Consider the following 14,984-nt stretch of genomic DNA (forward strand, 5'->3'; position numbering starts at 1 on the left):
AACTCCCGGTTAATTGTTGCGGGAATTATGCATAGCGGTCCATGGCGACGGAATGCGTGTTTATGGAATACAGAAGTCCTGTCTACGGAATTCTGTGTTTTCCCCGGGCGCCGGGACAAGGATATAGCCACTTTCGGCATCGCCATAGGCGCGGGTTTGGCCCTGCAGGTAGTAGCGTGCGGTGAGCGCGCACAGAGCGGCGTCGATAGCGTCGATGGACTTCAGCGAGACAGTGGGAATACCTTCGTCTTCAAGCAGTTTGCGCCGCTGTGCTTTTTTCTGCTTCGCCGACGCTACTTCGCGGCCGAGCAGGACGCATGTGATCGCGTGGGGAAACGTCTCGAAGCAGACCCGCCCCGTGGCATGTTCGCCGAGCAGCGGATAGCTTGGCGCGAACGCGCGATAAATGCGCTCGCCGCAGAACATCCAGCCATAGAATCCGGTGGTGTTTGCGAGCGCGCGTTCGCGGGTGGGCGTGGCGAAAGAAAAGATGCGCTCCTTCGCCAGTTCCCGCTCGGCGCGGCGGCCGGCGCCCGCGATGCCCCACAGGCAGGGCGAGTCCACACCAACTGCAAGTACATCGTGCTCGAGGCAGAGCGCAAGCAGTTCTTGCGGCTCGCGGCTGTTCATGCTGCAAACCACTTCGTCACCGCGCAGCACGACAAGGTGGCAGCCCTTGCGCTCGCCGCCAATGTCGATGCCCGCGACGGTAAAAGAAGCGTTCACTATTTCGGCCCCCAACGCTGGTTCAACCCCACAGCGTAGGGCGGATCATTGATCCGCCGTCCCAGCTCAGTCAGAGCGCATCCCGAAGCGACGCCACCAGTGCACCTGAAAGTCAATCACCGCACCCGCAGCGACTCCAGCTCCGCCCGCAGCGCGCTACGATCCGCCCGCGCTGCATCCAGCTGCGCACGCAACTCCTGCAATTCCGCGGCGAGATTGTCGCGCGCCGTCACGGCGCCAACCAATTCCATCTGCGCGGCCAGCTTCGCATCCGAATCCGAAGAAGCGTTCGAAACGTAGCGCTCAACCTGCGCGCGCAGATCGGCAATCTGGGCATCCTTGCCCTCGATCGCAAGCTGGTCCTTCGCCTTGCCGACCAGCGCGTCCGCCGCGACCTGCTTGGCCTGGCGCACTTCAGCCGTCAGCCGCTCGATGCGCTCATCGCGTTCTTCCCGTTCGATCTTGGCGGCTGCTATGCCCGCCTGCAGCTCCTCACGCTCCGTCTCCAGCTCTTCGCCTGCCGCCAGCAGCGCCTGCATCTCGCGTTCGGACTGCGCCAGCGCGTCACGCGCGCCGCCGCCGGCCTGCTCCGCATGCTGCTGCGCCCAGCGCGTCAGCTCGTTCAGCAGCGACTCCGGCAGTACTGCACCGGCAGGTTCCGCCGGCTTGACGTTATCGGCGCGCCACGCAGCCAGGTGTTTGCCGATCGCGCTGAGCGACCCGCCGCCCAGGGCGTCACGTACCGTTTCGATGGTGACAGCCTGGCCGTCGATTTGCAGACCAGTGACTGCTGCCGTCACGTCGTCGAATGTGACCGTTTTCATAAGATAAAGATGCTAGTTGCCCAAAATCAATATGATACGCATGCGGGACCTGTCGGCGCAACAGCGGGAAGGGCCAGCGTGGCTGCGAGGCCGCATCCTGGGCTATGTGGTGGTTTCTTTCGCAATGAGGCTCAGCGCGGCTCTTGTCAGAAAGCCACTGCGGCTTTCGTGACGCGATTCGGCGTATTGGTCGATCTTGCTCAGCGCGAAGCGGGGGATGCTTACATTGATCCGCTCGGGCTTGGGATCCAGCTTGGCCATGTCAATTTCCACCAGGGCCCAGATCGCGCCTGCATACTCTTGCCGCTGTGCCAGTTCATCGATGCTGCTTGGCTCGATGTCCACAGGAAGGGATTCAAGCAGGGCCGCTTCAACGTGGACCCGAATCGCTTCGCGCACGTTCTTCATTGCGGTCTCAATAGTCTCTCCCGACGAAAAGCAGCCTGGCAGGTCAGGAACGCTCACGCCGTAGACGCTGCCAGCGTCCTTGTGAATTGCGACTGGTATTTCCATGTTCGGCTCTCCCTGCTTTAATCAAGTTCCGCGTTTCTCAGGATCTGTTTCACGATCCCCAATTGGCAGGTCTTTCGCTGGATGGGGCACAGTGCAGAGTTTTGGCTTTGTTGGGTGTTTGAACGTGATGTGACTGCCACGACTTCTGACTTCGTACCACCCGTTCCGATGCAAGATGCGGATGAGGGGCGCGGAGTCCATAACTGCTCCATCGGTGTAAGTGATGCTACACAGGATAAGAGTTTGTGTAAATGTGTGTATTGAGGTAAAGCAGAGGCGGGAGTGGAGCGGCGGCGGGCTGCTGACGTACAATGGCGCTCATGGCTACCCATATCCGTCACCGCAAAACCCGCATCGTCACCCTCGAACAGGGCGAAGAACTGATGGCGCATTGCAAGCCGAACGATATTGCCATCGTGCCCGATCCGGACGGCTGGTGGACTTGCTTCATCGCCGAAGATGGGAGCGTCGACAAGTACGACATCCCATTCCCCACCTATAACGAAGCGCTGTGGTCGGCCAAGGCCGCCGCCGAATTTGCCGCGGAATAGTTTAGCCGTCTACTGGATTGGCCGGCGTGTCGAGCAGCAGCTGGTAGAAGGCCAGATCCAGCCAGCGACCGAATTTGAACCCGACCTCCGGCAGCGTGCCAACGTGCCGGAAGCCGAGGCGCTCGTGCAGCGCAATGCTTCCTGCATTCGTGGCATCAATCCCGCCCATCATGGCGTGCACACCGTTCTTGCGGGCCTCCGCAACCAGCGCCTGCATGATCTGCAGACCCAGGCCCTTGCCGCGATGGTCCTTGTGCACGTATACCGAATGCTCAACCGAATACTTGTACGCGGGCCATGCACGGAAGGTGCCATAACTGCCGAACGCCAGAAGCGTACCGTCCTCGTCCTCGATCCCGATCACAGGAAAGTTACCCTTTGACTTGGTTTCAAACCAGGTGGACATGCTTTCGGGCGGACGGGGCTTGTAGTCGTAAAGCGCCGTCGAGTTCAGGATCGCTTCGTTGAAGATATCCAGGATGGCATTCGCATGCCGCTCGTGCGTGCAGTGAACGATCGTTTGCGACGTCATGGCGCTCTCCTTGCTGTAGTTTCGTTACTGGTCAATGCCAGCAAGTAGCGCGCTTGCTGGTTGGTCGGGTTGTGGAACACGATGCGTTCTCCATACTCCATCGCCAGGCAATCGCCCAGACCGATGCGCCAGGTCTGGTCCGCCACGGTGATGTCCATCTGCCCCTCCAGCATCCAGACCTGCTGGTGAAGCGCTACGCTGCGGACCGGGTTATCAAAAATGACGGTTTCGCTGGCCGGAAAGCGAACTTCCACAAGTTCGATCCGGGAGCCCCATCCAGGCGGGGACAGGTGGCGCCGGACATAGCCCGAGGCAGGGTCCGACCAGACCGCTTGATCTTCATGGCGGGAAACTGGCGATTTGACGTCGGCCCCGGCGTCGTGGGAAAACAGGCCCGGCAGCGATACGCCCAGTGCATCGGCCAGCTTGTTGAGGACAGCGGCGGTCGGGCTGGTCTCCTGGCGCTCGATCAACGAAATCATCGAGCGGCTGACGCCACTGCGTTCCGCCAGCTGTTCGAGCGACAGCCCGCGCGACCTGCGCAGCTCCCGGACCCGTCTGGAAATGAGTTTGTCGACATCCATCCATCTAGTATATTGGATTTTTCCTCCATCAAACAAGATGGAGCAGGTCTGACCCCACGGTTAGCGGCGGTAGAGGGATTCGATCAGGGGGCATTTCACGTTGTCCGCGGCTTCGCCGCAGTTGGCGACGAGTTGGTCCAGCGCCGCTTCGATTCCGCGCAGGTCGGCGATGCGCTGGCGGACGTCGCGCAATTTTTGTTCGGCTATGCTGCGGGCTTCGGAGCAATGTGTGCCTTCGTCGAGTTCCAGCAACTCGGCGACTTCATCCAGGGAAAAGCCGATTCGCTGGGCGGCCTTGATGAATTGCAGGCGCGCCAGATCATCGTCCGTATAGCGACGGATTGCACCCTGCATTCGGTCAGGTTCGGCCATCAGGCCCTTGCGCTGATAAAAGCGGATGGTTTCCACATTGACGCCTGTCGCCTTGGCCAGGGAGCCAATTGTAAATTTCGCATTATTGACGGTCATATGTCTTGATTCCGTACTTATGTACGGACGTAAGATTACCTGATGAACCTGAAATTACCAACGGCGGGTATCCGCCCGCCCGAGGGCGTCAGCTTGCTCGCGGCTGGTGTCGCCGCGATCCTGGCGTCGACCTGCTGCCTTGGTCCGCTGCTATTGCTGATGCTGGGTATTTCCGGCGCCTGGATTGGAATGCTAGCCCTGCTGGAGCCTTACCGGCCATATTTCATCGGACTCTCTTTCATCGCCCTGGTCCTGTCATGGCGTCGTATCTGGCGCCCCGTGCGGGCGTGTGCACCCGGTGAGTTTTGCGCCGCGCCTCGGATGAAGTGGACTTATCGCGTGCTCCATGTTGTCGTTGTCGGGCTGCTTCTCGTCGCTGTCAGCTTCTCGTGGATAGCGCCTTGGTTTTATTAATATGAGGGACTTCAACATGCGGAAGATTATTGCGGCCTTTGCCTTGTCTGCGCTAAGCGTCGTTTGCTGGGCTGCGCCCAAAGCCGTTACCTTGTCGGTGCCGGGGATGGACTGCGCCACCTGCCCAATAACGGTGAAGATGGCGCTTGGGAAAGTGCCTGGTGTGAGCACGATCGAGATCGCGCTGGAGAAGCGCGAAGCCATGGTTACCTTCGACGATGCAAAAACCAGCGTCGCCGCATTGATGCATGCGACGGAAGCTGCCGGCTATCCTTCGAAGCCTGTGGGGGCCGGCAAGTGAGCGGTTTCGTTCTCGAATCAGTCCTGACGTGTCCTGCCTGCGGCCATGCCAGACGGGAGAACATGCCGGTCGACGCGTGCCAGTGGCATTACGAATGCGAGAGTTGCCATACCGTGCTTCGGCCGAAGCAAGGCGATTGCTGCGTGTACTGCTCTTATGGGAGCGTCGTGTGTCCGCCGATGCAAAATCCGGCGGCGGGATGCTGTTCCTCGCCCGCGCGTCGATGAGGTGCGCATGAAAAGCACGGTACTGATCATTGATGATAATCGGCAGGCGCTGGATTCGCTGGCATCGCTTTTTCTGCGAAACGGCTGGATGGTCCAGCGGGCTGAGAGTGGCGACGAAGCGCTGGCGATGGCCAAATTGCATATGCCTTCCACCGTGGTGTCGAGTCTGACAATGCCGGGAGTGAGCGGATGCGACGTGGCCAGATCGATGCGTGCGAAGTATCGCGATGAGTGCCCTGTTCTGATTGCGCTGGCAGGGAACGCTGAAAGCGACATCGCCAAACAGGCGATCGAGGCCGGTTTCAGCATGGTGCTGGCAAAGCCTGTCGATTTCCAGCATTTGCTCTCGATGATCAGGCTGGGTAGAAGGGGGCAGAGGTCCGGTGCAAAGTAGAATCGATTGCGCGCAGGCGTGCAAGGCGTGTCATGAAGTGTGCAGCCGGGAGGTATCAAGACTGATGGACCGGAGCGTACCAACTGTCCTGGATGACGAAGCGATAGAAGCACTGATCCAGTGCGCTGCCATGTGCCAGACCGCCACCAAACTCCTTTACGGGAACAAGGGTTTCGCAGATGCGATCCGCATGACATGCGCAAGCAATTGCGAACGATGCGCTGAATCGCTCGGGCGCTATGAAGAGATGCGCGATTGTGTCGAGGCAGCCCTCCGGTGTGCCGCGTCCTGTCGAGAGATTTAGAGGCGTTCTATTTGCCTGTTGATCGTCTTGACTGCGCGTTCATTGCGTTCGCTATAGCGGTCGGTGAGATAGTCCGTGCGGCCCCGCATCAGCAAGGTAATCTTGAACAGCTCTTCCATCACGTCCACAACGCGGTCGTAGTAGGCGGAAGGGCGCATCCTGCCCGCATCGTCGAACTCCTTATAGGCCATCGGCACGGAAGACTGGTTCGGAATCGTGAACATCCGCATCCAGCGCCCAAGCAGCCGCAGTGTGTTCACCACGTTGAACGACTGCGAGCCGCCACAAACCTGCATGACAGCCAGCGTGCGGCCCTGGCTGGGACGCACGGCGCCTTGCTCCAGCGGTATCCAGTCGATCTGGTTCTTCATCACCGCGGTGATCGCGCCGTGACGCTCGGGGCTGCACCACACCTGGCCTTCCGACCACAGGCAAAGCTCGCGCAGTTCAACGACCTTGGGATGGGTCTCGGGAACGCTGCCCACCATCGGCAGTTCCATCGGGTCGAAGATTCTGACCTCGGCGCCGAAGTGCTCAAGGATGCGCGCTGCTTCATAGGTGAGGAACCTGCTGAAGGAGCGCTCCCGCAGCGAGCCATACAGCATCAGGATGCGCGGCGCGTGCGACATGTCGCCCTGTGGCGCGAGCTTGTCCGTGGTCGGAATATCGAATAATTCCGCCTTGATGTTCGGCAGGTCAGGCATGCTCATATTCAGTGCTTTTCCAGAGAGTCCGCAAAGTCGCCCGGTGCGACGGTGCCGCCGACCGTTGCGTCGGCTGGCGGTGCAGGATACAGCCAGCAGAACACCGTGGTGGCGGCAGCCATGCCCGCCAGTTGGGCGAGGATGAATCCCGGCGCATCGACGGGACGAATGCCGGCGAAGGTATTGGACGCAGCGCGTGCCAGGGTCACCGCCGGATTGGCAAACGAGGTCGAAGCGGTGAACCAGTACGCCGCCGTAATGTAGGCCGCAACGGCAAACGGCGTAATCGCAGGGCGGCTGCGGGAGCAGCCGATGATCACGCCGATCAGACCAAAGGTCGCCACGAACTCGCTCCACCACTGTGCAGGCCCGCTGCGCACATGTTCCGAGGCGAAGAACATCGGTTCGCCAAACATGCCGTGCGCAGCGGCGACGCCGGCAAACGCACCAATGACCTGTACCACGATGTACGGCAGCATTCGCCGGCAGGCACGTTGCGCTGCCAGGCTTCGGACAGCGTGACGGCAGGATTGAAGTGGGCGCCGGAGATCGTGCCGAACATCAGGATCAATGCGACCAGTCCCGCGCCGGTGGCGATGGTATTGGCGAGCAGCGCGACACCGACGTTGCCGCCGGAAAGGCGCTCCGCCATGATGCCGGAGCCAACCACCACCGCCAGCAGCAATGTCGTGCCGAGACCCTCAGCTGCAAGTCGTCGGGACAAAGTCATGGCTTTGCCAGCAGAGTACCAATGCGTTCCAGCTCCACCTTCATGCGCGCCGGATCCTTTTTCAATTCTTCCAGCGGCAGCGCGAAGAAGGTTTCAATGCGGTGACGCAGGATGAGATAGGCTTTCATGAAGGCCGCATCGATTTCTTCGTCGGTGCCGGTCGCATGGGCCGGGTCCTCGACGCCCCAGTGTGCCCGCATCACCGGGCCAAGGTAGGCAGGGCAAGTTTCGCCGGCGGCGCTGCCGCAAACGGTGATGACGATGTCCGGCGTGACCGGCAGATCCTCCCAGGACTTGCTGTGATAGCCCGCAGTCGAAATGCCTTCGCGTTCCAGCAAGGCCAGCGAGCGCGGATGGATGTAGCCGGCGGGTTTGCTACCGGCGCTGATCGCGTGCCAGCCAGCGGGGGCAAGGTGGTTGAAGGTTGCTTCGCCAAGGATGGAGCGGCAGGAATTGCCGGTGCAGAGAATCAGGACGTTCATGGATTGCAGCACTTGATGTTGGTTGAGGGGACGCAGCTTTCGCCGGCGCAGCAGTTCTCGGTCAGATAGGACAGCAAGCCGTTCATGGTGCCGAAGTTGGCGCTATAGAAGATGAACCGGCCGTCCTGGCGGGATTCGATCAGTCCGGCGTTGGTCAGCTCCTTCAGATGGAACGATAGGGAGGACGGCGCAACGTCCAGTTTTTCGGAGATCTTGCTGGCGGCAAGTCCCTGCGGCCCGGTCTGGACCAGCAGGCGGAAAGCACTGAGACGTGACTCCTGCGCCAGTGCCGCCAGCGCGGCGAGTACAGCTTTCGTTTCCATGATGCTTTCCTGTAAAGGGGTAATTCGACAATTCAAAGAATATCGAAATATTATGACAGATTGATGACTTGAGCGTTCCGGCTGCGCCGGTATCGTAGCGCTTCAATGATGAGATCTGCGCTCGCGCAGCCATTCAAACAGACTATTCATGTCTTCGTCGTTCGCGCCCGTCCAGGTGTGGATTTGGCCGCGAGGCGCGTTTGAAGAGCGGCGCCGCGCGCGCCCACCGCCGAAGAGCAGCCTCTGGATAATTTGCGAAGGGACTTTTTCACTGATCAGATAGGCGATGGCATAGCGCCATCCACATTCTTCGGCCAGGTCAAGCGCATCGTCAATGACGCCCGCCAGCCGATCACGCATACGGCGCTCCTGGACATTTAGTAGCACGTCAGTCTCCATTTTCGCGTAGCTGCGATTGGCCATGCGATTTTTTCAGGGTGCCGTCACCTTAGCATGTCTTGGCCTCGCAGGACAACCAACGCGAAAGGAGAGCAAGTCGCCTGCGACTTTTGGCCGAGTACCTGTACAGGTTGCCCGGTGGACGTCGATACGCTGACCTGCAATCCGCAGCTATCGCTCGATCTGCGCTTGTCGGAAACGATTTCCAGCGCGGTTGATGAGCGCATCGATGTCGGCCTGCGGATCGGCATCTTGCGCGATACGTGGTTTGTGGCTCGGCGGGAGGCGCAAATCAGCTTTCACATCGTCGGTTCGCCTGCGCTGGTCGCAGCCCGTGGCCCTGGCAATTCGGGCATGCCAAGTCATTCCTCGCCAAGCCATCGTTCGCGACCGATGAGATGGAGGCCGCAGTGCAGGCGGCCTTGCTGGGGCTGGGCTACGTCCAGTTGCCGAACTACCTGGTGGGCAGGCACCTGCGCGCGGGCACACTGGTCGAGGTACTGGCCAATGAGGCGCCCGCACTTTGGCCAGTGTCCGTGTACCGCTCCAGTGTTTCGCCCGTTCCGCCGCGTGTGAAAGTCGTGTTCGATGGCCTCGTTTCAGGGCTGGCGCACGCGGATGAACTCAGGGTTTGACTCCGATCTACTGCATGTCTATGCGCCCATACTGTCCGTGCTTCTCGTCACCAGGACCCGCAGTAAAGAAGAGGGTATTGGTGGGCTGGCTGTTGACGCCAGGTCCAAACGCGAGGCCCCACAAGCCGGCGATCACGATGGGCGTGCCGTCAGCCCTCGCCAGGGCGCCGGCAAATGCACCGGTGTTGGGATTGTAGGCGTTGATCTTCCCGTCGCCAAAATTGGCCACCAACAGCATATTGCTGGCTGCGCCGAAGTTGGCCGGCGCCATGACCATTCCCCACGGCGCATTCAGTGCGCCACCGGACGTGAGTTGCCGGATGTAGTTGCCACCGGTGTCGAATACGCTGATGGACCCGAGTCCCGGACCGGCATCCTCGTCGTCTCCAGTGGTTTCGCGCTTCGCATAGGCCACATAAATGCGGTCGCCGATCGCTTGCACATTGAACGGTGCATAGCCCGCCGGCAGGCCAGGAGTCTTGAACTGGCCCGGCAGCACGGCCGGCGCGAAGTTCCTGTCGAACACATCGATCGCATTGTTGTGGAAGTCTGCCGCATACAGGTAGTTCAGGCCCAGATAGCTGGCGGCGGCAAGCCCCTTGTACACCTTGTTGGCCGAGCTGCCATCAAATACCGTGACCGTGGCAGTACGGTTCACCGAAGGCGACCACGCGGCGATCATGCCGCTTTCGCTGGCGAAGACAAAGGGACTGGCGGCTGTGACGCCGTTCTGGGTGATCTTGAAGTCCTGCGAGCCGTTGAAGATGATGCCGGTGGGGCCGGGCGGCGTGGCCACCACCAGCGTTTGCGGCACTCCGTTACCGTCATATAGCGTAGAGGTAGCGGTGCCATTATTGACAACCCAGACAAATCCCGTGGGATCGAAGGCGATGCCCCAGGCGTTGATCAGCTTGGCATCTGTGTTGGCTGCGCCTGCAGTGGAAGTGTCGGCGACCAGGCTGGTGGTCTTGAAATTGGCCAGCACCATAGGCTGTTGCATCGTAGGCGGCGTGTACGGGGGCATATTGTGGTCGTGATGGCCACCGCCGCACGCTGCGAGGATTGCGCCGGCGATAGTCGCGGCGATGCCAGCCGCAAACATTCTGGCGGAAAAGGGTCGGAGTTCCATGGTTGCTCCTTTCGAGGGTGGGTTGTATGTTTATTCCCCACCGTGCTCGAAAGGTTCAATTGAATTCAATGTGTGCGTTGCGCTGTGTCCGGCGGGCTACGGTTCGGCCCAGACGATTGGCGCCTTGCGCGCGTACCAGCTGTCGAGGCTGGCGCTTACACCCTCCTCGATGCGGCTGCGCTTGATCTTCATGGTGGGCGTCAGGCAGCCGTTTTCGATGGACCAGTGCTCGTGGGCGACCACCAGCATCTGCAGCTTTTCGCAATTTGCCAGTCGCGCGTTGACCTCTTCCAGGTGGCGGCCCAGGGCCTGCTCCACCATGCTGCGGGTGGCGGGATCGTTTATCTTGTCGCGCAGCTCGTCCTTCAGTTCCACCAGCGCGTAGGCGGCCGCCTGTCCTGCGCCTGAGACCATGGCCAGTTCCAGCATGGGGTGTTCGCACAGATAGCTTTCGATGGGGGCGGGCGCCACATACTTGCCCTTGGCCGTCTTGAAGAGCTCCTTCTTGCGGCCGGTGATCCGGAGCAGGCCATCGTCGCTGTACTCGCCCAGGTCGCCGGTGCGGAAGTAGCCATCCTCCGTGAAACATTCCGCGTTCAGCTCAGGCAGCTTGTAGTAGCCGTGGAAGCAGCCAGGGGACTTGATCAGCAACTCGCCATCGTCCGCGATGCGGGTGAGCACGCCGGGGAAGGGGCGGCCCACATAGCCCGGCCTGGCGTGCTCAGGGTCGGACACATGGGACAAACTGAAGTCCTCTGACATGCCATAGCCTTCGATCAGGTTCAGGCCCAGGCGTCGGTACCACTCGATCAGCCCATTCGGCAGAGGAGCGGAGCCGCTGCCCGCCAGCCGTACCTGGTCCAGCCCCAGTCCGGCGAGGATCTTGCGGCTGACCAGCTTGCCCACCACTGGCAGGCGCAGCAGCAAATCCAGCCGCTTGGGCGGGATGTGGCTGAAGACGCCCAGCTGGAATTTGGTCCACAAGCGCGGCACGGACAGGAAGAGGGTGGGGCGGGCGCGCTGCAGGTCGGCGATGAAGGTGTCCAGGCTCTCGGCGAAGAAGATGCGGAAGCCAGCCACAAAAGAGCTGCATTCGATGTAGACGCGTTCCATCACGTGCGCCAGCGGGAGGTAGGAAAGCATGCGGTCGCTCTCGCTGCTGATTCCCATGTCGACCATTACTGTGGTGGCCGCCGTCATATTGCCGAAGTGGTGGATCACGCCCTTGGGCTGGCCGGTGGAGCCTGAAGTGTAGACCAGGATTGCCATCTCGTCTGCGCCACGCACGGGGCGGCCCTTGATCGGCGGTGTGCGGGCAATGATCTCGCTCCAGTCTTCGCCCGCGCCTGCAGGCGCCAGCGGCAGGGCGATGCGGCGCATGTCTTCCGGAACGCCTGCGGCCTGCTGCGCCCAGCTATCGAGTTTGCCGACCAGGAGCAGGGACGCTTCGCTGTGCTCCAGTACAAAGCGCACGTTGGCGGCGGTTTCGGTGGCGAAGATGGCGACCGTGGCGCCGCCCGCCATCCAGATCGCCAGCTCGGCGATGATGAAGTGGGCGCAATTCTTGGAGAGGATGGCCACCTTGATGCCGGGTCCGACGCCGCTCTGCTGCAGGTGGCTGGCCATGCGCCGTGCTTCGTCGAGGGCCTGGCCCCAGGTGTAATCGATCACCTTGCCGCCGCCGATGGGCTGGGTCAGGTAGATCCGCTCCGGGTGGGACGCTTCCCGGTCGTAGACATAATCCAACAGCAGAGACGGGGCGGCCATGATCTTCCCTTTCGGTGCTTTTGTTATCAAATCAGGAAGTACTTGCTTGCCAGTTTATACCGGCAGCTCGGCAGGGCCAGCAGAATGTGCAACGCGTGGCGGTCTTGATTTCGACGAGCTAGCCGTTTCAATTCGGAATTGTGAGAGAACGTCCGCCGCTGTCAAGCGAAGCCACAAGCGTTAGTCAGACCCCGATCATCAAGATCAGGTGGGAAGCTACAGCGAGGAAAGCGGCATGACCAGCTTCACACGTGGCGTTTCGTTTCTCACTTATTTTGTGGCCAAGGTTCGCTTTGGATTCGATGCACGATGATCGCTTTACGGCTGAGCTCGCCGTGAGCCGCTAACGCGGCGCGAAATCGCGGAGCGATTTCGAGAATGGGCGAATCGGAGAGCCGCCCGCTTGCAAGCGGGCGTCGCATTTCCGGCGCGCCGCATGCGGCGCGAAACCCCGGAAATGCCCCGCGTCCGTCTTCGACGAACGCGGATTTGATTCCAGCCAACTCTGCGCTGTCGAACAAAAAATTAGGGCCCCAAGCTTGCGCTTGGGGCCCTAATTTTTTGTTCGGTGGTGGAGACGGCGGGAATCGAACCCGCGTCCGCAAGCACTCTACAGACAGTTCTACATACTTAGCTCTATCAATTAGTTTAACCCGTACAACGCGGACGAGCACGCTTTGGACGGGCGATTCACCTTAAATTTAGGACTACTCGAAGTGACCCCTTGTAGTCCGAGTCCTTATAAATGACTCAACCGGCCTTGCGGCCACACCCTAAGGACGAGGTGTTGTTGAGCTGGTGCATTAAGCAGCCAGTGCGTACGAAGAATCGTTTGCAGTTAGTTTGTTTCTGGGTGTATTTACGAGGTAACCAGCCCTCGGTATGCCCTGTTCTGCTTTGCAACCCACGTCGAAACCAGGTCGTCCCCACAGAAGGAAACTCTATTCTACATGATTTTTTTGTTGGAAGTGGAGGGCTCTTATGCTTACGTTCAGCGGACGATGCTGAGCCGAATCGAAGCACAATCCTGGGTGGGGCAAAGTTTGTCTAATAGCAAAATATGGCTGTCTCCCTCGCCGTAAAGTCGAATCTCCGCACTTTTCGGGAGCTCGATCATGGCTTATGTGTACTCCAAGGCAGCTGAGTTGAGGGCAAGCCCCTCGTCGGCAGTCGGCAATGCGTGGCGCTGGTACAAAAGTATGCGGGTGCGCCTGTTACGTCCCGATGGCATCAGGGCCAGACGGTGCTTGGCAACAGTCAACTGAAAGCGGGGACTGCAATTGCTACCTTCGTGAAGGGGCGTTACGGCAACCGCCCGCATGGCAACCACGCCGCTCTCTATCTCAGGCAGGGAATCGACGGAATTTACGTCGTTGACCAGTGGAAGGCTGACAACAAAAACAGCATTTCGGTACGCTTCATCCGGTCCAAGGGCAAGGACAAGAACGGAAACTTCTTTCACCCTAGCGATAATGCTGACGCTTTCTTCGTCATCGAGTGAATTATGAAAATTCGATCAGCTCGGCTGTCAATAGGGGCGTTGATTGTTGCCGCGGCCCACGCGAGCGCAAGCTCATATGCGCCCCAGTGTCCGCCTTCCATTCCGGAGCAATCCATTCAAGTGACCAGTGTGGAACCTGGCTGGAGTTCCTTCGTCGGGGCTCCGCTCTTTTGCATGCGGCGGCGCCGATGAGCGGTCCCCCTGAGCAACAGGGTGAGCTTTCGGACTACACACAATATCGGAGAAAGGAGGGGACCACTTACGCTTACAAGCTGGATGGTCCGTTCGCCAGCGGCAAATGGTTGGCTTGCAGGTATGGCGAATCCGACCAGGTGACACTGGGCATGAAACTGCCCGACGCCACCCGGTCCTGCGCCTTCACCTACAGCAAAGGAGCAAACGTCGGGCAGAAGAAGATAAGGATTCGGTGTGAATCGTAGACGTGGAGAAGCACGCCGGCCGCTCATTCCTCCAGCTCGACCAGCGGACGGAAGTCGTCCGGCAGGGGCTTGATGGAGATTTCGCCATCCTCGAACGCGCAGTCGAGCAGGTGGCGGCGGGATTTGGCGGCGTGTTCGGACACGAGGTCGTGGAAGCCGTCCGCACCCTTGAAGCCAAGGTCGATGATCAGGCTTTCCAGCTGATAGGTGTCGATCAATGTGAGCAGGCGCTCGGCGCGCGTGCTCTGGTCGATTATTGAGCGGCCGCGCGGCTTTTCGCCTTCGAAGTGGCGGATCAGCATGGCCTCCAGCACGTCCACATGGGTGCGCATGGACGCTTCTTCGGACCAGTCGGTGGCCGCGGTGTCGACCGCCACTTTCATGCGCTTGATGAGCAGGAAGCAGTCGCTTTCTGCCTCCACTTCTTCACAGGCCCGGTTGACCGCCGTGTGGCGGCCTTTGGCCAGCTTGGCCGCAGGATCGCGGGTCTGGCCGACCATCAGCACCTTGCTGGGGAAGGAAAGGCCGGTGTCGAATTGCTGGATCAGGTCGTGCACGGAGAACACTTCCGTCATTGAGCCCCAGTTGAGGGCCAGGTACTTGTCGTGCAGCGTGACCTGTGGCTTCTTGAACGTGGCTTCGAACGGCACGGTCAGTTCGATCTGCAGGGAGTGCTTGCGCTCGTCCTTGCCGATCAGGATCGGCACGGATAGTTTCAGGCCGAAAAAGCCCCAGCTCGTGCCTTTTTTGACGTCGATACGAAGCCGTTCGCGCGCCACCAGCAAGTACAGCAGGCGCTTTTCCATCGTCGCATCGAGGGCGAACTGCATGCGGCGCTGATAGCGGCCGATGGGGTCGCGGAAGTCAGCGACCGGTGGGTCGTTGACGAGCAAGTCATACCAATAGTATTTGGCCTCGGCGACCGTGGCGTCCCAGCGCTGTGGCGCATTGCTGCGTGGGGGGAGGGATAGCTCGCTGTTTTCCTCGCCAGTCATACTTGGTCTCCGATCTAGAGTCTGTTTCTATTTCTAGTAAA

23 protein-coding genes, 1 other RNA gene and 1 pseudogene are annotated in these 14,984 nt (G+C 60.2%); 8 read left to right on the top strand and 17 right to left on the bottom strand.

Annotation, left to right across the window (positions count from 1 at the left end; genetic code table 11):
• Positions 1-60: 60 nt before the first annotated feature.
• The 4 genes from ACHMW6_RS08075 to ACHMW6_RS08090 all read right to left on the bottom strand — a co-directional run bounded on the left by ACHMW6_RS08075 (position 61) and on the right by ACHMW6_RS08090 (position 2,264).
• On the bottom strand, positions 61-726 hold the full coding sequence (locus ACHMW6_RS08075; RefSeq protein WP_395406612.1) for a DUF429 domain-containing protein: 666 nt from the start codon (positions 724-726) through the stop codon (positions 61-63).
• Positions 727-842: 116 nt separating this feature from the next.
• On the bottom strand, positions 843-1,550 hold the full coding sequence (locus ACHMW6_RS08080) for a DNA-binding protein (RefSeq protein ID WP_395406614.1): 708 nt from the start codon (positions 1,548-1,550) through the stop codon (positions 843-845).
• Between the two features lie 102 nt (positions 1,551-1,652).
• Positions 1,653-2,063, bottom strand: a complete 411-nt coding sequence (locus tag ACHMW6_RS08085) for a type II toxin-antitoxin system HicB family antitoxin (protein ID WP_395406615.1) — start codon at positions 2,061-2,063, stop codon at positions 1,653-1,655.
• A 21-nt stretch (positions 2,064-2,084) separates the two neighbouring features.
• On the bottom strand, positions 2,085-2,264 hold the full coding sequence (locus tag ACHMW6_RS08090) for a type II toxin-antitoxin system HicA family toxin (RefSeq protein ID WP_395406616.1): 180 nt from the start codon (positions 2,262-2,264) through the stop codon (positions 2,085-2,087).
• Positions 2,265-2,383: 119 nt separating this feature from the next.
• Between ACHMW6_RS08090 and ACHMW6_RS08095 the strand changes: the two genes are divergently transcribed.
• Positions 2,384-2,614, top strand: a complete 231-nt coding sequence (locus ACHMW6_RS08095; RefSeq protein WP_395406618.1) for a hypothetical protein — start codon at positions 2,384-2,386, stop codon at positions 2,612-2,614.
• 1 nt (position 2,615) lies between these two features.
• On the opposite strand, the gene ACHMW6_RS08100 is transcribed toward ACHMW6_RS08095, so the two are convergent.
• From ACHMW6_RS08100 to merR, 3 genes are read right to left on the bottom strand one after another with little or no spacing between them, the layout of a single operon-like run.
• On the bottom strand, positions 2,616-3,146 hold the full coding sequence (locus ACHMW6_RS08100; RefSeq protein WP_395406620.1) for a GNAT family N-acetyltransferase: 531 nt from the start codon (positions 3,144-3,146) through the stop codon (positions 2,616-2,618).
• Complete coding sequence (locus tag ACHMW6_RS08105) at positions 3,143-3,730, bottom strand: helix-turn-helix domain-containing protein (protein ID WP_395406621.1); 588 nt, start codon at positions 3,728-3,730, stop codon at positions 3,143-3,145. The genes ACHMW6_RS08100 and ACHMW6_RS08105 overlap by 4 nt, the downstream gene beginning before the upstream one ends.
• 60 nt (positions 3,731-3,790) lie before the next feature.
• Entirely contained in the window at positions 3,791-4,198 is a 408-nt protein-coding gene (gene merR / locus ACHMW6_RS08110; RefSeq protein WP_395406623.1) for an Hg(II)-responsive transcriptional regulator, read from the bottom strand.
• A gap of 42 nt (positions 4,199-4,240) precedes the next feature.
• On the opposite strand from merR, the gene ACHMW6_RS08115 reads away from it, so the two are divergent.
• Genes ACHMW6_RS08115 through ACHMW6_RS08130 form a run of 4 tightly spaced genes read left to right on the top strand, consistent with a single transcriptional unit; the run spans position 4,241 to position 5,534 of the window.
• The gene (locus ACHMW6_RS08115) at positions 4,241-4,612 is read left to right on the top strand and encodes a mercuric transporter MerT family protein (RefSeq protein WP_395406625.1); all 372 of its coding nucleotides are present in this window, start codon (positions 4,241-4,243) and stop codon (positions 4,610-4,612) included.
• A 16-nt stretch (positions 4,613-4,628) separates the two neighbouring features.
• A complete protein-coding gene (merP, locus tag ACHMW6_RS08120; RefSeq protein WP_395408558.1) occupies positions 4,629-4,913 on the top strand; it encodes a mercury resistance system periplasmic binding protein MerP in 285 nt (94 codons plus the stop codon).
• The gene (locus ACHMW6_RS08125) at positions 4,910-5,140 is read left to right on the top strand and encodes a GDCCVxC domain-containing (seleno)protein (RefSeq protein WP_395406626.1); all 231 of its coding nucleotides are present in this window, start codon (positions 4,910-4,912) and stop codon (positions 5,138-5,140) included. The genes merP and ACHMW6_RS08125 overlap by 4 nt, the downstream gene beginning before the upstream one ends.
• 7 nt (positions 5,141-5,147) lie before the next feature.
• On the top strand, positions 5,148-5,534 hold the full coding sequence (locus tag ACHMW6_RS08130) for a response regulator (protein WP_395406627.1): 387 nt from the start codon (positions 5,148-5,150) through the stop codon (positions 5,532-5,534).
• Between the two features lie 300 nt (positions 5,535-5,834).
• Here the strand turns inward: ACHMW6_RS08130 and arsH are convergent, their stop codons facing one another.
• The 6 genes from arsH to ACHMW6_RS08160 all read right to left on the bottom strand — a co-directional run bounded on the left by arsH (position 5,835) and on the right by ACHMW6_RS08160 (position 8,500).
• Positions 5,835-6,542 (bottom strand): arsenical resistance protein ArsH, encoded by a 708-nt coding sequence (gene arsH, locus ACHMW6_RS08135; protein WP_395408559.1) that lies wholly within the window; start codon positions 6,540-6,542, stop codon positions 5,835-5,837.
• An 8-nt stretch (positions 6,543-6,550) separates the two neighbouring features.
• Entirely contained in the window at positions 6,551-6,886 is a 336-nt protein-coding gene (locus ACHMW6_RS08140; RefSeq protein WP_395406628.1) for a hypothetical protein, read from the bottom strand.
• The gene (locus ACHMW6_RS08145) at positions 6,868-7,272 is read right to left on the bottom strand and encodes an aquaporin (protein ID WP_395406629.1); all 405 of its coding nucleotides are present in this window, start codon (positions 7,270-7,272) and stop codon (positions 6,868-6,870) included. The genes ACHMW6_RS08140 and ACHMW6_RS08145 overlap by 19 nt, the downstream gene beginning before the upstream one ends.
• Positions 7,269-7,754, bottom strand: coding sequence for an arsenate reductase ArsC (locus tag ACHMW6_RS08150; RefSeq protein WP_395406630.1), 486 nt, complete (start codon positions 7,752-7,754; stop codon positions 7,269-7,271). The genes ACHMW6_RS08145 and ACHMW6_RS08150 overlap by 4 nt, the downstream gene beginning before the upstream one ends.
• Complete coding sequence (locus ACHMW6_RS08155) at positions 7,751-8,077, bottom strand: ArsR/SmtB family transcription factor (RefSeq protein WP_395406631.1); 327 nt, start codon at positions 8,075-8,077, stop codon at positions 7,751-7,753. Before ACHMW6_RS08155 ends, ACHMW6_RS08150 begins: the two co-directional genes overlap by 4 nt.
• Positions 8,078-8,179: 102 nt before the next feature.
• Positions 8,180-8,500, bottom strand: coding sequence for a hypothetical protein (locus ACHMW6_RS08160; RefSeq protein ID WP_395406632.1), 321 nt, complete (start codon positions 8,498-8,500; stop codon positions 8,180-8,182).
• Positions 8,501-8,739: 239 nt separating this feature from the next.
• On the opposite strand from ACHMW6_RS08160, the gene ACHMW6_RS08165 reads away from it, so the two are divergent.
• A complete protein-coding gene (locus ACHMW6_RS08165) occupies positions 8,740-9,111 on the top strand; it encodes a LysR substrate-binding domain-containing protein (protein ID WP_395406633.1) in 372 nt (123 codons plus the stop codon).
• A gap of 7 nt (positions 9,112-9,118) precedes the next feature.
• On the opposite strand, the gene ACHMW6_RS08170 is transcribed toward ACHMW6_RS08165, so the two are convergent.
• From ACHMW6_RS08170 to ssrA, 3 genes are all read right to left on the bottom strand, one after another.
• Positions 9,119-10,240 carry a TIGR03118 family protein gene (locus ACHMW6_RS08170; protein ID WP_395406634.1) on the bottom strand — a complete coding sequence of 374 codons (1,122 nt, stop codon included), beginning with the start codon at positions 10,238-10,240 and terminating at the stop codon, positions 9,119-9,121.
• Between the two features lie 96 nt (positions 10,241-10,336).
• Entirely contained in the window at positions 10,337-12,007 is a 1,671-nt protein-coding gene (locus ACHMW6_RS08175) for an AMP-binding protein (RefSeq protein WP_395406635.1), read from the bottom strand.
• A gap of 569 nt (positions 12,008-12,576) precedes the next feature.
• Positions 12,577-12,935: a transfer-messenger RNA gene (gene ssrA / locus ACHMW6_RS08180) on the bottom strand.
• A 252-nt stretch (positions 12,936-13,187) separates the two neighbouring features.
• Here ssrA and ACHMW6_RS08185 point away from each other — a divergent pair.
• Both ACHMW6_RS08185 and ACHMW6_RS08190 read left to right on the top strand, forming a co-directional pair.
• Entirely contained in the window at positions 13,188-13,508 is a 321-nt protein-coding gene (locus ACHMW6_RS08185; RefSeq protein ID WP_395406636.1) for a BPSL0067 family protein, read from the top strand.
• 3 nt (positions 13,509-13,511) lie between these two features.
• A pseudogene (locus ACHMW6_RS08190) lies at positions 13,512-13,948 on the top strand (STY0301 family protein).
• 23 nt (positions 13,949-13,971) lie between these two features.
• Here ACHMW6_RS08190 and ACHMW6_RS08195 read toward each other — a convergent pair.
• Positions 13,972-14,943 carry a hypothetical protein gene (locus tag ACHMW6_RS08195; RefSeq protein WP_395406637.1) on the bottom strand — a complete coding sequence of 324 codons (972 nt, stop codon included), beginning with the start codon at positions 14,941-14,943 and terminating at the stop codon, positions 13,972-13,974.
• Between the last annotated feature and the right edge of the window lie 41 nt (positions 14,944-14,984).

The organism is Pseudoduganella sp. UC29_106 (genome assembly GCF_044055365.1).
GTDB lineage: Bacteria > Pseudomonadota > Gammaproteobacteria > Burkholderiales > Burkholderiaceae_D > Rugamonas.